Raw genomic sequence first — 16532 nt, 5'->3', positions numbered from 1 at the left:
ATGACCACCACTCCTGATACGCCTTACACAGGCGAAGAGCGGCGCAAGCGGATATTCGCCATCGTCGGTGCTTCCTCCGGCAACCTCGTCGAATGGTTCGACTTTTATGTGTATGCGTTTTTCAGTCTGTATTTTGCCCCGTCTTTTTTCCCGTCCGAAGACCGCACCGTGCAACTCCTTTACAGCGCCGGGGTGTTCGCAGCAGGTTTTCTGATGCGCCCTATCGGGGGGTGGCTGTTCGGCCGTATCGCTGACCGTTATGGCCGGCGGCTTTCGATGATGATCGCCGTGCTGATGATGTGTGCAGGCTCGTTGATGATTGCGTGTTTGCCAACCTATGCGGCCATTGGCGTGGCGGCGCCTGTGCTGCTGCTGTTAGCCCGCTTGCTGCAAGGCCTGTCGGTGGGCGGCGAGTACGGCACCACCGCGACCTATATGAGCGAAATTGCGCTGCGTGGCCAGCGCGGTTTCTTTGCCTCGTTCCAGTACGTCACGTTGATTGGCGGGCAATTGCTGGCGTCCTTGGTGGTTGTGGTGCTGCAGCAGATGTACAGCAGCGCCGAGTTGACCGCCTGGGGCTGGCGCATCCCATTCGTGATTGGCGCCATTGCGGCCGTGATTTCCCTGTTGCTGCGTCGCTCCCTTGAGGAAACCAGTACGGCGGAAACCCGCAATGCCAAGGATGCCGGCAGCCTGAAGGGCCTGTTCAAGCACCACTGGCTGGCGTTCGTTACCGTACTGGGCTACACCGCTGGCGGTTCGTTGATCTTCTACACCTTTACCACTTACATGCAAAAATTCCTGGTCAACACTTCGGGCATGCCCAAGGAAACGGCCAGCATCGTGATGACGGCCGCGCTGTTCGTGTACATGTGCATGCAGCCGCTGTTCGGTTCCTTGAGCGACCGTATCGGGCGGCGCAATTCCATGCTGCTGTTCGGTGGGCTGGGTGCGCTCTGTACCGTGCCTATTCTGCTGGCCCTTAAAACCGTCAGCAGCCCCTACATGGCCTTCGTACTGATCGTGCTGGCCATGGCTATCATCAGTTTCTACACCTCTATCAGCGGGCTGGTAAAAGCCGAGATGTTCCCGCCCCAGGTGCGCGCGCTGGGGGTGGGATTGTCCTACGCCGTCGCCAACGCCATCTTCGGCGGTTCGGCAGAGTTCGTGGCCCTGAGCTTGAAAAGCGGTGGCAATGAAAACAGCTTCTACTGGTACGTCACTGCCATGCTGGTGATTGCGTTCCTGTTCAGCTTCCGGTTGCCCAAACAGGCGGCCTACCTGCACCACGACCATTGACCCAGCCCGGCGCACGCGCCTGAGGGGCGTGCGTCGATGAACGAGGACACCATGAGCCCACGCCCCACCAACGACCTGTTCGATGCGTACTTCACCCTTGAGGGCATGCGCCGGATCTTTTCCAACGAGGGGCGGGTACAGGGGATGCTGGCGTTCGAAGCCGCATTGGCGCGGGCCCAGGCACGCACGGGGTTGATTCCTGCCTCGGCTCCCCCTGAAATCGAGGCTGCGTGCCATGCTCATCTCTATGACCTGGATGCGTTAGCCCTGGCCATTGGCGGGGGCGGCAACTCGGCCATTCCCTTGGTGAAAATGCTGGGTAAGCGCGTGGCTGCACAGGCGCCGGACGCCGAGCGTTATGTGCACTTGGGCGCCACCAGCCAGGACGTGATGGATACCGGGCTGGTGCTGCAACTGCGGGATGCAATTGAGCTGTTTGACCGCAGGCTTGCAGGCCTTACGAACTGCCTGGCCGAGCAGGCACAGCGTTACCGCACCACGCCCATGCCGGGCCGTACCTGGCTACAACACGCCACCCCAGTGACCCTGGGCATGAAAATCGCTGGGTGGCTGGGTGCCCTTGACCGCCATCGCCAGCGTTTGCTTGAACTCAAGCCGCGCCTACTGGTGCTGCAGTTCGGCGGCGCCTCTGGCACATTGGCAGCGTTGGGCGAGCACGCCTGGCCGGTGGCCGAAGCCCTGGCCGATGAGCTGAAACTGGGCCTGCCCGAACAACCTTGGCATACCCACCGTGATCGCCTGGTCGAGTTTGGTACCGTGCTGGGGCTGCTGGCCGGAACCCTGGGCAAGATGGGCCGCGACATCAGCCTGCTGATGCAGACCGAAGCCGGTGAAGTGTTCGAGCCTTCTGCGCCAGGCAAAGGGGGCTCGTCCACCATGCCCCACAAACGCAACCCGGTCGGGGCGGCTGTATTGATTGCCACAGCGACCCGTGCGCCGGGGCTGGTCTCCACGCTGCTAAGTGCCATGCCCCAGGAGCATGAGCGAAGCCTGGGCTTGTGGCATGCCGAATGGGACACCCTACCGGAACTGTGTTGCCTGGTTAGCGGTGCACTTGAGCATGCCATCGGGTTTGCCGAGGGTTTCGAGGTAGACGCCGAGCGTATGGGCCATAACCTGCAGTTGACCCAGGGCCTGGTGATGGCCGAAGCCGTGAGCATCGAGCTGTCGCAGCGGCTGGGGCGTGAAACCGCACACCACCTGGTAGAGCGTTGCTGCAAGCGCGCCGTGGCTGAAGGCCGGCACTTGCGTGCCGTGCTGGGCGATGAGCCCCAGGTCACCGCCGAGTTGTCGCCAACGGAGCTGGACCGCCTGCTGGACCCGGCCCACTACCTGGGCCAGGCCGAGCGCTGGGTGGCCCGCGCGGTCGCCGAGCATACACGTACCGCTGAATAACAGGAGGCTTAGGTGGCACAGGTCAAACTCGCCGACGGCGAACTCAATTATCAACTGGAGGGCCCCGAGGGTGCTCCGGTGCTGGTGCTGTCCAATTCCCTGGGCACCGACCTGGGGATGTGGGACAGCCAGGTGCCTGTATTTGCCGAGCATTTTCGGGTGCTGCGTTACGACACCCGTGGGCATGGCAGGTCGCTGGTCACCGTAGGGCCCTATACCGTCGAGCAGCTGGGCCAAGACGTGCTAGCCCTGCTGGATGCCTTGCACTGTGACCGCGTGTCGTTCTGTGGCCTGTCCATGGGCGGGCTTATCGGCCAATGGCTGGGTATCAACGCCAGCGACCGCCTGCACAAGCTGGTGATCTGCAACACAGCGGCGAAGATCGCCACGAACGAGGTGTGGAACAGCCGCATCGAAACCGTGCTGCGTGACCGTGAAGCTGCCATGGCAGGGTTACGGGATGCTTCCATCGGTCGCTGGTTCACCCCAGGCTTTGCCGAGCGTGAGCCTGCGCAGGTCAAGCGTATTACCGACATGCTTGCCGCCACGTCGCCGGATGGCTATGCCGCCAACTGTGCCGCCGTGCGCGATGCCGATTTCCGCGAGCAGGTAGCCCGTATTGCCGTGCCTCTGCTGGTTATCTCAGGTAGTGAAGACGCTGTAACACCGCCAGCAGGCGGTGACTTTATCCGGCAACAGGTGAAGGGGGCTGAGCACCAGGTGTTCTCCGCCGCCCACCTGTCCAACGTCGAAACCGGCACGCCGTTCAGCCAGCGCGTGCTGGACTTTTTGCTTGCTTGAAGAAGGGTGCTTGATTGTGGATGAACAGCAACGCTACGAAGAAGGCATGAAGGTACGGCGTGCCGTATTAGGCGACGCCCATGTGGACCGCAGCCTGAAGAACGTTAACGATTTTAACGGCGAGTTTCAGGAAATGATTACTCGGCATGCCTGGGGCGACATCTGGACCCGCCCTGGCCTGCCACGCCATACCCGCAGCCTGATCACCATTGCCATGTTGATCGGCATGAACCGCAGCGAGGAATTGAAGCTCCACCTGCGCGCGGCGGCCAACAATGGCGTTACGCGGGAAGAGCTCAAGGAAGTGATCATGCAGAGCGCCATTTATTGTGGCATTCCTGCGGCCAACGCCACCTTTCACCTGGCCGAGTCGGTGTGGGATGAATTGGGGGTAGAGTCCAAGGAGCAGCGGCCTGCGACCTGAAGCGGATGCTGGCGCCTGCGCAAGTTAAGCCTGCGTAGGCGCCAGGCAGCTTGTTACAGCAGGCTGAGGGGGTAGTTGAAGATCAGGCGGTTCTCATCGAAGCTGTTGGTGCTGCCGTAGTTACGGCGCAGGGTAGAGTTACGCCACCGCACACTGAGCGATTTGAACATGCCGCTCTGGAGGGTGTACGCCACCTCGGTCTCACGCCCGCGTTCTTCACCGTCAGTAATGCTCGCGCCAGTGTGCACGTTGCTACCTTCGATAAAGCGGTTCATCAGGGTCAAGCCAGGGACGCCAAACCCGGCGAAGTCATAGTCATGGCGTACCTGCCAGGACTTCTCACCTTTGGCCTCATAGCTCGAACCGTAGCTGTCGTTTGCCAGGGTGCCGCCACTGGTACCGGCCACCCGCTGCCAACCCGCATTGCCGGTGACTTTCTGCAAGCCTACGTAGAAGGTGTTGAAGCCTACTTTCAAGGAGAACAGGCCTGACATAGTACGGTTCTGCTGGTCTTTCACACCGGCCAGGTTGTCGGCCCGGCCAGCGCCGTCAGACTCGCCAATGAAGTAGCCCAGGTTGGCGCCTGCCGTAATGCCGTCTGCAATGGGCTGGGAATGCAACAACTGGAAGTATTTCTGGTTGTACACGTCTTCCAGTTGGTCATACCAGGCACCCACCAGCGTACGTTTGTCGTTGAAGGTGTACTCGGCACCTACAAAGTTGAACGCATCGCCGCTGATCGTCGGTTTGCCACGCACAGTGTTCCCGGCGTTATTCAGGGACATGCGCTCCATGCTGGCATCGTTGCGCTGGCTGTTACGGTTGAACGAGCCGCCATACAGGGTGGTGTTGTCGATGTCCTTGGAGGTGATCTGAGCGCCCTGGAACGTTTGCGGCAGCGAGCGGCCGTCATCGGAGCGCAGGATGGGCAGCACCGGCATCCACTCGCCCACTTTCAGCTCGGTCTTGGAGATTTTCATCTTGCCCGCAACACCCAGGCGGCCGAAGTCGTCCGCAGGCTTGTTGCCGTCATGGGTCGGGAGCAACTGGGTGCCATAGGTGCCGCGGCCGCCATCGAGTTTCACCGCGAAGATACCCAGTACGTCCACACCAAAGCCGACGGCGCCTTGGGTAAAGCCAGACTTGGCGTCAAGAATGAACGCCTGGGTCCATTCCTCTGCTTCACCATGCTTGGTGAGTCCCGGTGCAGCGATGGAGCCGCCATTGTTCACATAGTTGCGGTTGAAGTAGAAGTTGCGGAAGTTGAGTGTCGCTTTGGCGTCTTCAACAAACCCCGATTCAGCCGCTACCACAGGCACTGCAGCGGCGGAAACAGCCAGGCCGAGGAGGGCCAGGCCAACACGCTTTTTACGGGTGAAGCTCACAGGGATGGCTTTCATTATTGTTGTGTCTCTGCTGATCGATGGCGATAGCGGGCCACCTAACGCTGAGGTGCCCTTTACGAAGGCACTTCAAGTGTCATTGCGGTTATCAAGCATGGAGTACGGTTAGCGTAGCGACGCGCTGATGGTCTGCATGATGGCCTGCCTATTATTATTGGTTTTTCCTGAGCGACCTGCGTGCAGGCTGCCTTGCACAGCGGATGGTGCAAATGTCCCATCCCTTGGGTCAATCCGCCACCACACCTTGTGGGCGATAGGCGAACACTCACTGTTCGGTTACTTTCGAACGCGTGGTCTTATGACGTCAGATCATTGTAAGTAGAAATTTCGTGAAAGCACTACGACTTTTGTTTAAACGCTGACGGTTGTCGAGCGAGGGCGCATTGCCATCAGTGTGGGATGCATTCATGACAGCCCGATGACAGCACGATGACGGGCTGAGTATCGCTGGGGGGAAGGAGAGAGAAGGGGAGGGGTAAGGATAAGGGTGAGGCAATGCCGCTGCCTTGGCTCAGGCAGCGGCATTATCACTTTAGCCCTTGGGCTTTTGTACCGGCGTGTTGCCGGCCTGGTCACTGCGCTCGTACCAGCCGCCCCCCAGTGCCCTGTAGAGGTTCACTTCGGCGGTGAGCTGGGCCAGGCGGTCAGTGATCAGCGACTGTTGTGCGCTGAACAGTTCACGCTGTGCATCCAGCAGGGTCAGGTGGCTGTCCACGCCGATACGGTAGCGGCGGTCTGCCAACCGGTAGTAGTCCTCGCTGGACTTCACCAAGTCCCGCTGGGCTTGTAGCTGGTCGGTGTAGGTCTTGCGCGCGGTAAGGCCGTCTGACACTTCCTGGAAAGCCGTTTGAATGGCTTTCTCATAGTTGGCGACGTTGATGTCTTTCTGGATTTTCGAGTAATCCAGGCTGGCTCGCAGTGCGCCCGCATTGAAGATCGGCAAGCTGATCGAAGGGCTGAACACCCAACGGCCAGAACCGCCCTTGAACAGCCCGTCCAGGTCTGAACTGGCCGTGCCAGCGCTGGCCGTCAACGTGATGCTGGGGAAGAACGCAGCCCGGGCGGCACCGATGTTGGCATTGGCGGCCAGCAGGTTGTGTTCGGCCTGGAGGATATCCGGGCGGCGGGTGAGCAGGTCCGAAGGCAGGCCTGCGGGCACTTCGGTCAGCAGGTCGCTGTCCAGGCGCTGAGGCTGCAAGCCCGTTGGCAACGGGCCACCGACCAGCACCGTCAGGTTGTTCAGGTCTTGGGCCACCTGGCGCTGGTAGCGGGCCAGGTTGGCCCGGGCGCCTTCAACAGCAGTGCGTGCCTGGCTCAGGTCCAGCGCCGAAGATACGCCCACTTCGGCGCTGCGGCTGGTCAGCCGCAGGCTTTCTTCGTAGGTTTTCAGCGTGTCCTGGGTCAACTGGTACAGCTCTTGGTCCGCCTGCCAGGTGAGGTAGGCATTGGCCACGCTGGCCACCAGGCTGATCTGGGTAGAGCGGCGGGCCTCTTCGGTTGCAAAGTAGCTTTCCAGCGCTTGCTGGCTGAGGCTGCGAATGCGCCCGAACAGGTCCAGCTCATACGCCGAAATACCCAGCGATGCCGCGTAGGTACTGGAAATGCCCGAACGGCCAGTGGTGGACAGGTCAGCCGGGTTACGCTGGCGCGTGCCGGCGGCGTCTGCCGAAACTGCCGGGAACAGGTCGGCCCGCTGAATGCGGAACTGGGCCGCATAGGCATCCACGTTCAGTGCTGCTACTCGCAGGTCGCGGTTGTTCTGCAAGGAGGCCTGGATCAGCTGTTGCAGGGCCGGGTCCCGGTAGAACTCGCGCCAGCCTTGCTCGGCAGCGGCCTGCTTGGCAGGGTCTACCGGCGCATAAGCCGGGCCCTGTGGGTATTGCTCGGCCACAGGTGCAGCGGGGCGCTGGTAGTCAGGGATCAGCGAGCAGCCGCTGAGCACAACGGCGGCCACCGCAAGGGATATCAGTGACTTGCTCATTCGTGAGCCTCATCAGGTTTCGAGTCGGTGTGTTTCTTGCGACCCTGGAAGAGAGAAGATACGGCAACAAAGAACATGGGCACCCAGAAAATCGCCAGAACGGTGGCTGTGATCATGCCGCCGATCACACCCGTACCGATGGCATGCTGGCTGCCTGAGCCGGCACCGCTGGAAATCGCCAGGGGCACCACACCCAGAATGAACGCCATGGACGTCATGATAATGGGGCGCAGGCGCATGCGACAGGCTTCCACAGCCGCATCCAGCAGGCTCTTGCCTTGCTCGTGCAGCTCCTTGGCGAACTCCACGATCAGGATGGCGTTCTTCGCCGCCAGGCCGACCGTTACCAACAGCCCAACCTGGAAGAACACGTCGTTGGAGAGGCCACGAAGGCTGGTGGCGATCAGCGCCCCGATTACACCCAGCGGTACCACAAGGATAACCGCGATGGGGATGGACCAGCTCTCATACAACGCAGCCAGGCAGAGGAATACGACCAGCAGGGACAAGGCGTACAACGCAGGTGCCTGGGACCCGGACAAGCGCTCTTCAAAGGACAGGCCGGTGAAGCTGTAACCAATGCCCGCCGGAAGCTGCTTGGCGATTTTCTCCACTTCATCCATGGCCTGGCCCGTACTGTAGCCTGGCGCAGGCGTACCTAGTATTTCTTCCGCCGCTACACCGTTATAGCGCGACAGCTTGGGTGAACCGTAGCCCCACTCGCCACTGGCGAACGCGGAGAAGGGCACCATTTTCCCATCGGTGTTGCGCACGTACCATTTTTCCAGGTCTTCAGGGCGCATACGGCCGCTGGCATCACCCTGCACGTACACTTTCTTCACACGGCCACGGTCGATGAAGTCGTTCACGTAGCTGCCACCTAGGGCAATCGACAGGGTGCTGTTGATGTCCGACAGGCTCACACCCAGCGCTCGGGCACGCTCGTCATCAATCAGCAACTGGTACTGCGGTTCGTCACTCAGGCCGTTAGGGCGCACGCCGGTGATGATCTTGCTTTGTGCCGCCATCCCCAGGAACTGATTGCGGGCCTCCATCAGTTTGGCATGGCCTACGCCGCCTTGGTCCTGTAGATAGAAGTCAAAGCCGGTGGCGTTACCCAGCTCCAGTACCGAAGGCGGTACCACCGCGAAGGTCATGGCGTCGCTGAACCCGAAGAAGTGCTGCTGTGCACGCTTGGCCACTTCGAACACGCTCATGCTCGAATCGCGGTCTTCCCAAGGCTTGAGCATCACGAACGCCAGGCCTGAGCTCTGGCCACGGCCGGCAAAGTTGAAGCCGCTGACCGTGAACACGGATTTCACCGCCTTGCCTTCGCCGTTGTCCGCATCCAGCAGGTATTCGCGGGCACGGTCCAGTACCTTCTGGGTATTTTCAGCCGAGGTATTGGGCGGCGTCTGTACTTGGGTGAAGATCACACCCTGGTCTTCTTCAGGCAGGAACGCTGCCGGAATGCGGGTGAACATCCAGGCCATGATGCCTACGATCACCAGGTACACCAGGAACGCCGGTATGCGGTGGCGAATCATGTGGCCAACGCCACGCTCGTAGCGGTTCACGCCGCGGTCGAACGTGCGGTTGAACCAGCCGAAGAAACCGCGCTTGGGCTGGCCATGGGTTTCCACGTCCGACGCCTTGAGCAGCGTGGCGCACAGGGCAGGGGTGAACACCAGCGCCACGAACACCGACAGCGCCATGGCCGACACGATGGTGATAGAAAACTGCTTGTAGATCACACCCGTGGAGCCGCCAAAGAAGGCCATGGGCAGCAATACGGCTGACAGCACAAGTGCAATACCCACCAGCGCGCCCTGGATCTGCCCCATGGACTTGCGCGTGGCTTCCTTGGGCGAAATGTGTTCCTCGCCCATCACCCGCTCGACGTTTTCCACCACCACGATGGCATCGTCCACCAGCAGCCCGATGGCCAGGATCATCCCGAACATGGTCAGGGTGTTGATGGTGAAGCCAAAGGCAGCCAGGATGCCGAACGTCCCCAGCAATACCACCGGTACGGTCATGGTGGTGATCACCGTGGCGCGGAAGTTCTGCAAGAACAAGTACATCACCAGGAACACCAGCACGATCGCTTCGATCAGGGTGTGCACCACACCCGAGATCGATTCGGTCACCACGGGGGTGGTGTCGTACGGGAACACGGCTTCAACGCCCTGTGGGAAGAAGGGCTTGAGGTTGTCGATGGTCGCGCGGATGGCCTTGGCTGTATCCAGGGCATTGGCACCGGTTGCCAGCTTGATCGCCATGCCCGACGCGGCCTTGCCGTTGTACTGGGCGTTGATGCTGTAGTTCTCGCCACCCAGGCCGATGTCCGCCACGTCACGCAGGCGTACTTGGGAACCGTCGGTGTTGACCTTGAGCAGGATGTCGCCGAACTGTTCAGCGGTTTGCAGGCGGGTCTTGCCGATGATCGTTGCGTTGAGCTGGGTACCTGGCAGGGCAGGCAAGCCACCCAACTGGCCGGAAGAAACCTGCACGTTCTGCGCTTCGATGGCCGACCTGACGTCCAGCGGGGTGAGCTGGAAGTTGTTCAGCTTTGCCGGGTCGAGCCAGATACGCATGGCGTACTGAGCACCGAACACCTGGAAGTCACCCACGCCCGAGGTACGGGAGATAGGGTCCTGCAGGTTGGACACAATATAGTTGGCCAGGTCGTCCTTGGTCATGGCGCCATCGGTGGACACCAAGCCGATCACCAGCAGGAAGTTCTTCACCGCCTTGGTGACCCGCAGGCCTTGCTGCTGGACTTCCTGAGGCAGCAAGGGCGTAGCCAGGTTGAGCTTGTTCTGTACCTGTACCTGGGCGATGTCCGGGTTGGTGCCTTGGTTGAAGGTCACCGTGATGGTCATGCTGCCGTCAGAGTTACTCTCCGAAGAGATGTAGCGCAGGTTGTCGATGCCGTTCATCTGCTGCTCGATCACCTGCACCACGGTGTCCTGCACGGTTTGCGCAGAAGCACCTGGGTAGTTGACCGCAATGGCGATGGCCGGTGGCGCAATAGCCGGGTACTGGTTGATAGGCAGCTTGAGAATGGACAAACCGCCGACCAGCATGATCACCAGGGCGATTACCCAAGCGAAGATCGGCCGATCAATAAAGAACTTCGACATGGGTTATTCCTTCTCGCCACCGGCAGCATTGTCAGCAGGGGCTGGGGCAGCAGCGGGTGCATCGGCTTTCGCTTCATGCGGCTTCACTTCAGCGCCCGGTTTAACGTACTGCAAACCATCGACGATCAGTTTGTCGCCCGCTTTCAGGCCGTCTTCGATCAGCCAGCTGTCACCAACGGTGCGGCTGGTTTTCAAGGTGCGCTGTTCAACCTTGTTGTCCGCACCCACTACCAAGGCAGTCGGGGTGCCTTTGAGGTCACGGGTCACGCCGCGCTGTGGCGCGAGAATAGCCGCCTGAGCCACACCTGCCATCAGTTCGGCATGCACGAACATGCCGGGCAGCAGGGTGTGATCCGGGTTAGGGAATACGGCCCGCAACGTCACCGAACCGGTCGTTTCATCCACCGATACTTCCGAGAACTCCAGCTTGCCTTCCTGGCCATAGACCGTACCGTCCTCTAGCTTGAGCTGGGCTTTGGCCGAATTGGCACCGGCCTTCTGCAACTGGCCACTTTCCAGGGCACGGCGCAGCTTGAGCATGTCGGAGGTGGACTGGGTGACGTCCACGTAGATAGGGTCCAGCTGGGAAATGGTCGCCAAGGCCATGGTCTGGCCATTGGTGACCAATGCGCCTTCGGTCACGGCCGAACGGCTGATACGCCCTGAAATCGGCGCCAACACCTTGGTGTAGCGCAGGTTGATCTGTGCGCTCTTGAGCGTGGCCTCGGCTTGCAGTTGCTGCGCCCGCGCCGTGTCGTATTCCTGCCGGCTGACCGCTTGTTCGTCAATCAATTGCTTATAGCGGCCTGTAAGGGAGCGGTACTGCTCGACACTGGCCTGTGCGTTGGCCTGGGTGGCTTCGTACACCGACGGGTCGATCTGGTACAGCTGCTGGCCGGCCTTCACATCACCGCCTTCCTGGAACAGGCGCTTGAGAATAATGCCGTCCACTTGCGGGCGAACCTCTGCCATGCGGTACGCACTGGTACGGCCGGGCAATTCGTTGGTAAGGGTAACGCTTTGTGGCTGTAGCGTGACCACGCCGACCTGAGGTGCCTGGGGAGCGGGAGGGGCTGCCTCTTGCTTCTCGCAGCCACTGAGCAAGGTGGCCAGGGCAATGGCGGATACCAGGGCGGTAACAGCTGGCTTGAAGTGCATGAAGATCCTCGGGGCGGAACGCGGAAGACGCTCAAGAGTAATGGAAGGAAGGGTTTGTAACATCTAGATAAATAGCTTACTAACGAATATACTTACGTTCGCGGCTGTTTGTAAATAGGCCATTTGCCTTCATCTGCTGCATAAACGTTCACTGGCCGGGCGCGCCCCCATAATAAAAGCGCCGGCTCGCTTCGCCTTTGGCGGAGTACCTTGTGAGGTCACTGCCATGGTTCGCCGTACAAAAGAAGAAGCGCTGGAAACCCGCCAACAGATTGTGGAAGCTGCCGAGCACGCGTTTTACGAACGTGGCGTAGCCAACACTACCTTGGCTGACATTGCCACCCGGGCTGGCGTCACACGCGGCGCGATCTACTGGCACTTCAGCAACAAGGCGGATGTGCTCCAAGCCTTGCTCGACAGCCTTAGTGAGCCCTTGGAAGATTTGGCCCGTGCCAGTGAAAGCGAGGATGAGCCCGACCCACTGGGTTGCATGCAGGCATTGTTGATTAAACTGTTTCAAGGCGTTTCCCTCGACCCCAAGACGCGGCGCATTAACGAGATCCTGTTTCACAAATGCGAGTTCACCAACGAAATGTGCGACCTGCGCCAACAGCGCGCCAGGGTCACTGCCGAGTGCGACGAGCGTATCGAATGCACATTACGTAATGCCGTGAATCGCAACCAGTTGCCTGCCAACCTTGATACGCGCCGCGCTGCCCTGGCCATGCATGCCTTTATCGATGGCCACCTTGCCCTGTGGTTGCTTGTACCCGACAGCCAGCGCCTGGATGAAGAAGCGCCGCGGCTGGTGGCTTGCATTATTGACATGCTTCGCTTCAGCCCCGCGCTGCTCAAAGGCGACTGGCCCTCAGGTACGGCCGCGCAATAGCCGGTTTGGCATGGCCAGGGCTGCAACCAGCCCCAGCAGTGAAAAAGCTGCACTGATACAAAACAACTGGGTAAACCCTTCGGCCAATTGCACGCGCCCACTGCCGCCTTGTGCATTCGCCGCCGCCAAGGCGTTCAGCAACAGGTTGCCATGCCCCTCCTGTGCCAACCCGTCGGTGCCAGGGCTGCTTCCCAGCAATGCCAGCAGCAACGCCGACATCAAGGCTACCCCCACTGCGCCACCTAACGAACGGAACAGGTTAGTGGTACTGGTATTGACGCCAATGTCGCCAGGCTGGGCTGCGTTCTGCGCGCCAACCAGTGACGTGGGGAACTGAAGGCCGCAGCCTATACCTGTGAGCAGCATGAACACGCAACTCAACCACAGGTTGGCCAGAGGCGTAAAGGCCATGCCTAGCACGCTTATCGGCACTAACAAGGCCCCTGCAAGAATGACCGGTTTGAAGCGCCCGCTGCGTGCGGTATGGCGCCCGCCGAAGAAGGCCCCAATGGGCAAGCCGAACGCCAGGGGTAATAGAAACAGGGCTGCAGCGTCTGCTGTACCGCCGGTCACGCTCTGAAAACGTAAGGGCGCCAGTGCAGACATGGCGATGGCCTGGAAGCTGGTGAAAAATACGGTACACCAACACAAAACGGCACAGCGGTCGGCGAACAGGCGCAGCGGTAGCAAGGGCTCCACACACCGCCCTTCATGCCACACGAAAATGGCCAAGGCCAGCCCTCCCATCGCGAACAGCCCTAGTACCTGCGTGCTGTGCCAGCTGTAACCCTGGCCTACGTCTGTGATGGCCAGCAGCAGCCCTCCCAGGCCGATGATCATCAGCACAGTACCTACGTAGTCGATACGGGCCTTGCGCTGGGGCGTCTGCAAGCCCGCCAACGTATGGCGAATGAACAGCCAGGCGGCGATGCCCAGTGGCAGGTTCAGCCAGAACACCCAGCGCCAGGACAGGTACTCCGTCATCAAGCCGCCCGCCACGGGGCCAGCCACGCTGGCAGCGGCGTACATGCTGCTGAAATACCCCTGGTAGCGGCCGCGCTCACGGGGTGGCACTACGTCACCAATGATGGCTTGGCTCACCGACACCATGCCGCCGGCGCCTATGCCTTGAAGCACGCGTGCCAGCACCAGCTGCTCCATGCTCTGGGCCATGGCACAGAACGCGGACGCCACGGTAAACAACCCCATGCCAATCAGGATCATGCGGCGGCGGCCATACAGGTCTCCCAGTTTGCCGTACACCGGGGTGGCGATGGTCATGGCGACCATGTAGCCCGAGATCACCCAAGCCAGCAGCCCCACATCGGAAAACTGTGCCGAAATGGCAGGCATGGACACGGCGACGATGGTCTGGTCGAGCGCACCCAGGAAAATGGCGCTCATCAACGCGATGAGCACATCCCGTAGCGCCGGCGCGGAAGGGCTAGTGGTATTCACAGGGGGGTCAGGGTGCTCGCACTGATAAAGCAGGAAGGCTACCAAGCGTTCAAGGCGCTTGCCTCCTGTATGACGCCAGTGGGTTAGGTAAGTTTAAGCGGTTGTACTGATAGGGACCTGCTTGAGCCGCGCCACGTCACGGCTGGGCGGCGCACCGAATAGCCGGCTGTATTCGCGGCTGAATTGCGAAGGGCTTTCGTAGCCCACGCGGTAGCTGGCCACGGAGGCGTCCAAGCCTTCGTTGAACATCAGCCGGCGTGCTTCCTGCAGCCGTAGCTGCTTTTGATACTGCAAGGGGCTCATGGACGTTACGGCTTTGAACCGGTGGTGCAAGGTAGACGCGCTCAGGTTGACGCGGCGGGCCAAGGCCTCGATGCGCAAGGGCTCACCGTAATTGCCATTGAGCCACTCGATGGCCTGGGTTACTCGATGTGTCTGACTATTGGCCTGGGCGATTTCATACAGACGGTGCCCCTGGGGGCTGCGTAGCAACCGGTACAGCACCTCCCGGCGAATCAATGGCGCCAGTACAGCCAGGTCTCGGGGGGCATCGAGCAACCGCGTCAGGCGCAGCAGTGCATCCAGCAGGTCCGGGCATAGCCTATCCACATACAGGCCACGCCCTGTAGGCCGGGCGGGCACGCTTAATGGCCCGGCGTCGGCAATCAGGGCAGTGATCTGGGCAGGGTCGATGTCCAGGCGCAGCGATAGGCTGGGGTCCTCTTCGGTGGCTTCCAGAATACGCCCACTGATGGGCATCGCCACTGAGACCACCATGAAGTTCAGCGGGTCATAGATGTAGCGCTCTTCGCCCAAGCTCACCTCTTTGCTGCCATGGGCCAGTACACAGAGCGCTGGCTGCGCGAGGGCGGGCAATGAGGGTGTGCGGCTGTGGTAGCGCACCAGGTGCAGGCCGGGCACAGCGCTCTCGCACAGCGGCGCTTCCTGCGTGTGCCGGCGAATGATGTCAGCCAGTTCGGCGCGTTGCCGTTCCTGAGACGGGCAGGGGGCGGCAGGGCCTGCTTCGAAAGAGGTCATCACAGCGGCTCCAGACGTAATTCCTAGCGTATAGCCTAGGCGTTGGTGTGGGGTGAAGGTAGGCCATTCCTGCCATCGGCTTGCCTGATCCTGCAAAACGGCGTGGATAGCGGCCGGGCAGGATCAGGCAAGTCACTCACAGGATCAAGATACCGGCCTGTGCGGGTGAGGCCGTAACCTTGAAACCATCAGCCATGCCGATACCAGGGAGCACTACCATGACTCAACAGCCTCTTATCAGCCATAGCGTCGCCCTTCGTGCCTGGCCGGGGCGTTCCAGCCAGGTGGGCGAGCGCCTTGCCAGCCTGGTGAGTGCAACGCGACCATTGGAAGGTTGCCTGTCCATTGTGGTGCAACGAGACCTTGCCGACACCCGCCTGTGGCACCTGGACATGACCTGGGCGGATGACAACGCCATGAGCGACTGGCTGGCTGAGACCGTCGCCGACCTGTTCGCCGACTTGATCGGCCATTACCTGATCATGCAGATCGACTTTTTACCTGGCGCCACCTGTTTTAGCGAGCTTCAACTGCGCCGCGCCAGTTGATCAGTTAGCCGGCCGCGCCATCTTGAACAGTTTCCCCAGCTCGAAATAGTCTGCCGGCCCGCCGCCCCGCAGTATCGGGCGCGCTGCTGCCGTGTCGTATATACCGTCCTTTAGCAAGTCCCGCCGAATGTGAACCGCCACCACTTCGCCCAGCACTAGCCAAGTGGGCACCTTATCCCCGTTCACACCTTGCAGTTGCAGGATCTGGGTCAGTTTGCATTCGAACGATACCGGCGTTGCCGCCACCCGAGGCACATCGATAACCCTGGACGGCACCGTTGCCAAGCCACTGAGTTCAAACTCATTGACCTCCGGCCCCACGGCCGCACAGCTTTGGTTCATCTGCTCGGCCAGGTCGAACGTTGCCAGGTTCCAGGCAAACTCACCCGTGGCCTCAATATTGTTCAGGCTGTCCTTTCGCCCGGTGCTGGCAAAACCGATGATAGGCGGAACGTAGTTGAACGCATTGAAAAAGCTGTAGGGCGCCAGGTTGAGTACCCCGTTGGCACTACGCGACGACACCCAGCCAATAGGGCGTGGCCCCACTATGGCATTGAACGGGTCGTGGGGCAGGCCATGCCCCTTGGAGGGCTCATAGTAGTGGAAGTCGTCGGTCATCGAAGGTTACCTTTTGAAAAGGGCTGGTTGAAAGGGGCAGGGCAGGTCGCCAGCTAGCGTGGCGACGTGATGCAGGTTCAGGCCCATAATGGAGTGCCAGGCCTTGCCGAATGTTCAGCGGCTGCAGCGTTCCTACGCAGCGCCACAACAGTGTGACCCCTCAATGCATCCAATTTGGTACGAATATGCCAACTTTGGCACAAATCTTCCTTAGGCAAAGCAACGGTGAGTCGCAGGCCCTTTATCAGAGCCTTCACGCACCACTTGCCGTCAGCGAACAGCCATCCTGTTCATTCGAGGTGCAGAAACCTGCCAAAAGCAGGCCTTGTTATAAAGGAAACCGTTCAATGCCC

General features: G+C 60.5%; 13 protein-coding genes. 6 read left to right on the top strand and 7 right to left on the bottom strand.

Annotation, left to right across the window (positions count from 1 at the left end):
* The 4 genes from HBH25_RS05440 to pcaC are packed head-to-tail and all read left to right on the top strand — an operon-like array spanning position 1 to position 3940.
* Positions 1 to 1299, top strand: a complete 1299-nt coding sequence (locus HBH25_RS05440; protein WP_168082288.1) for an MFS family transporter — start codon at positions 1 to 3, stop codon at positions 1297 to 1299.
* 51 nt (positions 1300 to 1350) lie between these two features.
* A complete protein-coding gene (locus HBH25_RS05435) occupies positions 1351 to 2715 on the top strand; it encodes a 3-carboxy-cis,cis-muconate cycloisomerase (RefSeq protein WP_168082286.1) in 1365 nt (454 codons plus the stop codon).
* A 12-nt stretch (positions 2716 to 2727) separates the two neighbouring features.
* The gene (pcaD, locus tag HBH25_RS05430; protein ID WP_168082284.1) at positions 2728 to 3516 is read left to right on the top strand and encodes a 3-oxoadipate enol-lactonase; all 789 of its coding nucleotides are present in this window, start codon (positions 2728 to 2730) and stop codon (positions 3514 to 3516) included.
* A 16-nt stretch (positions 3517 to 3532) separates the two neighbouring features.
* Complete coding sequence (pcaC, locus tag HBH25_RS05425; protein WP_168082695.1) at positions 3533 to 3940, top strand: 4-carboxymuconolactone decarboxylase; 408 nt, start codon at positions 3533 to 3535, stop codon at positions 3938 to 3940.
* Positions 3941 to 3993: 53 nt separating this feature from the next.
* On the opposite strand, the gene HBH25_RS05420 is transcribed toward pcaC, so the two are convergent.
* The 4 genes from HBH25_RS05420 to HBH25_RS05405 form a co-directional block, all read right to left on the bottom strand.
* A complete protein-coding gene (locus HBH25_RS05420; RefSeq protein WP_168082282.1) occupies positions 3994 to 5340 on the bottom strand; it encodes an OprD family porin in 1347 nt (448 codons plus the stop codon).
* 535 nt (positions 5341 to 5875) lie between these two features.
* On the bottom strand, positions 5876 to 7324 hold the full coding sequence (locus HBH25_RS05415) for an AdeC/AdeK/OprM family multidrug efflux complex outer membrane factor (protein WP_168082280.1): 1449 nt from the start codon (positions 7322 to 7324) through the stop codon (positions 5876 to 5878).
* Positions 7321 to 10470 (bottom strand): efflux RND transporter permease subunit, encoded by a 3150-nt coding sequence (locus tag HBH25_RS05410; protein ID WP_168082278.1) that lies wholly within the window; start codon positions 10468 to 10470, stop codon positions 7321 to 7323. The genes HBH25_RS05415 and HBH25_RS05410 overlap by 4 nt, the downstream gene beginning before the upstream one ends.
* 3 nt (positions 10471 to 10473) lie before the next feature.
* A complete protein-coding gene (locus tag HBH25_RS05405; RefSeq protein WP_168082276.1) occupies positions 10474 to 11628 on the bottom strand; it encodes an efflux RND transporter periplasmic adaptor subunit in 1155 nt (384 codons plus the stop codon).
* 226 nt (positions 11629 to 11854) lie between these two features.
* On the opposite strand from HBH25_RS05405, the gene HBH25_RS05400 reads away from it, so the two are divergent.
* On the top strand, positions 11855 to 12517 hold the full coding sequence (locus tag HBH25_RS05400) for a TetR family transcriptional regulator (RefSeq protein ID WP_168082274.1): 663 nt from the start codon (positions 11855 to 11857) through the stop codon (positions 12515 to 12517).
* Here HBH25_RS05400 and HBH25_RS05395 read toward each other — a convergent pair.
* Positions 12497 to 13921, bottom strand: a complete 1425-nt coding sequence (locus tag HBH25_RS05395; RefSeq protein ID WP_168082693.1) for an MDR family MFS transporter — start codon at positions 13919 to 13921, stop codon at positions 12497 to 12499. The two genes, HBH25_RS05400 and HBH25_RS05395, sit on opposite strands and share 21 nt — an antisense overlap.
* 147 nt (positions 13922 to 14068) lie before the next feature.
* Positions 14069 to 15013, bottom strand: coding sequence for an AraC family transcriptional regulator (locus HBH25_RS05390; RefSeq protein WP_168082272.1), 945 nt, complete (start codon positions 15011 to 15013; stop codon positions 14069 to 14071).
* A 218-nt stretch (positions 15014 to 15231) separates the two neighbouring features.
* On the opposite strand from HBH25_RS05390, the gene HBH25_RS05385 reads away from it, so the two are divergent.
* Positions 15232 to 15561, top strand: coding sequence for an antibiotic biosynthesis monooxygenase family protein (locus HBH25_RS05385; RefSeq protein ID WP_168082270.1), 330 nt, complete (start codon positions 15232 to 15234; stop codon positions 15559 to 15561).
* On the opposite strand, the gene HBH25_RS05380 is transcribed toward HBH25_RS05385, so the two are convergent.
* Entirely contained in the window at positions 15562 to 16179 is a 618-nt protein-coding gene (locus HBH25_RS05380) for a flavin reductase family protein (protein WP_168082268.1), read from the bottom strand.
* Between the last annotated feature and the right edge of the window lie 353 nt (positions 16180 to 16532).

This window comes from Pseudomonas quercus (assembly GCF_012033695.1).
Taxonomy (GTDB): Bacteria; Pseudomonadota; Gammaproteobacteria; order Pseudomonadales; family Pseudomonadaceae; genus Aquipseudomonas; species Aquipseudomonas quercus.
This window is presented reverse-complemented; position numbering and strand designations above follow the sequence as displayed.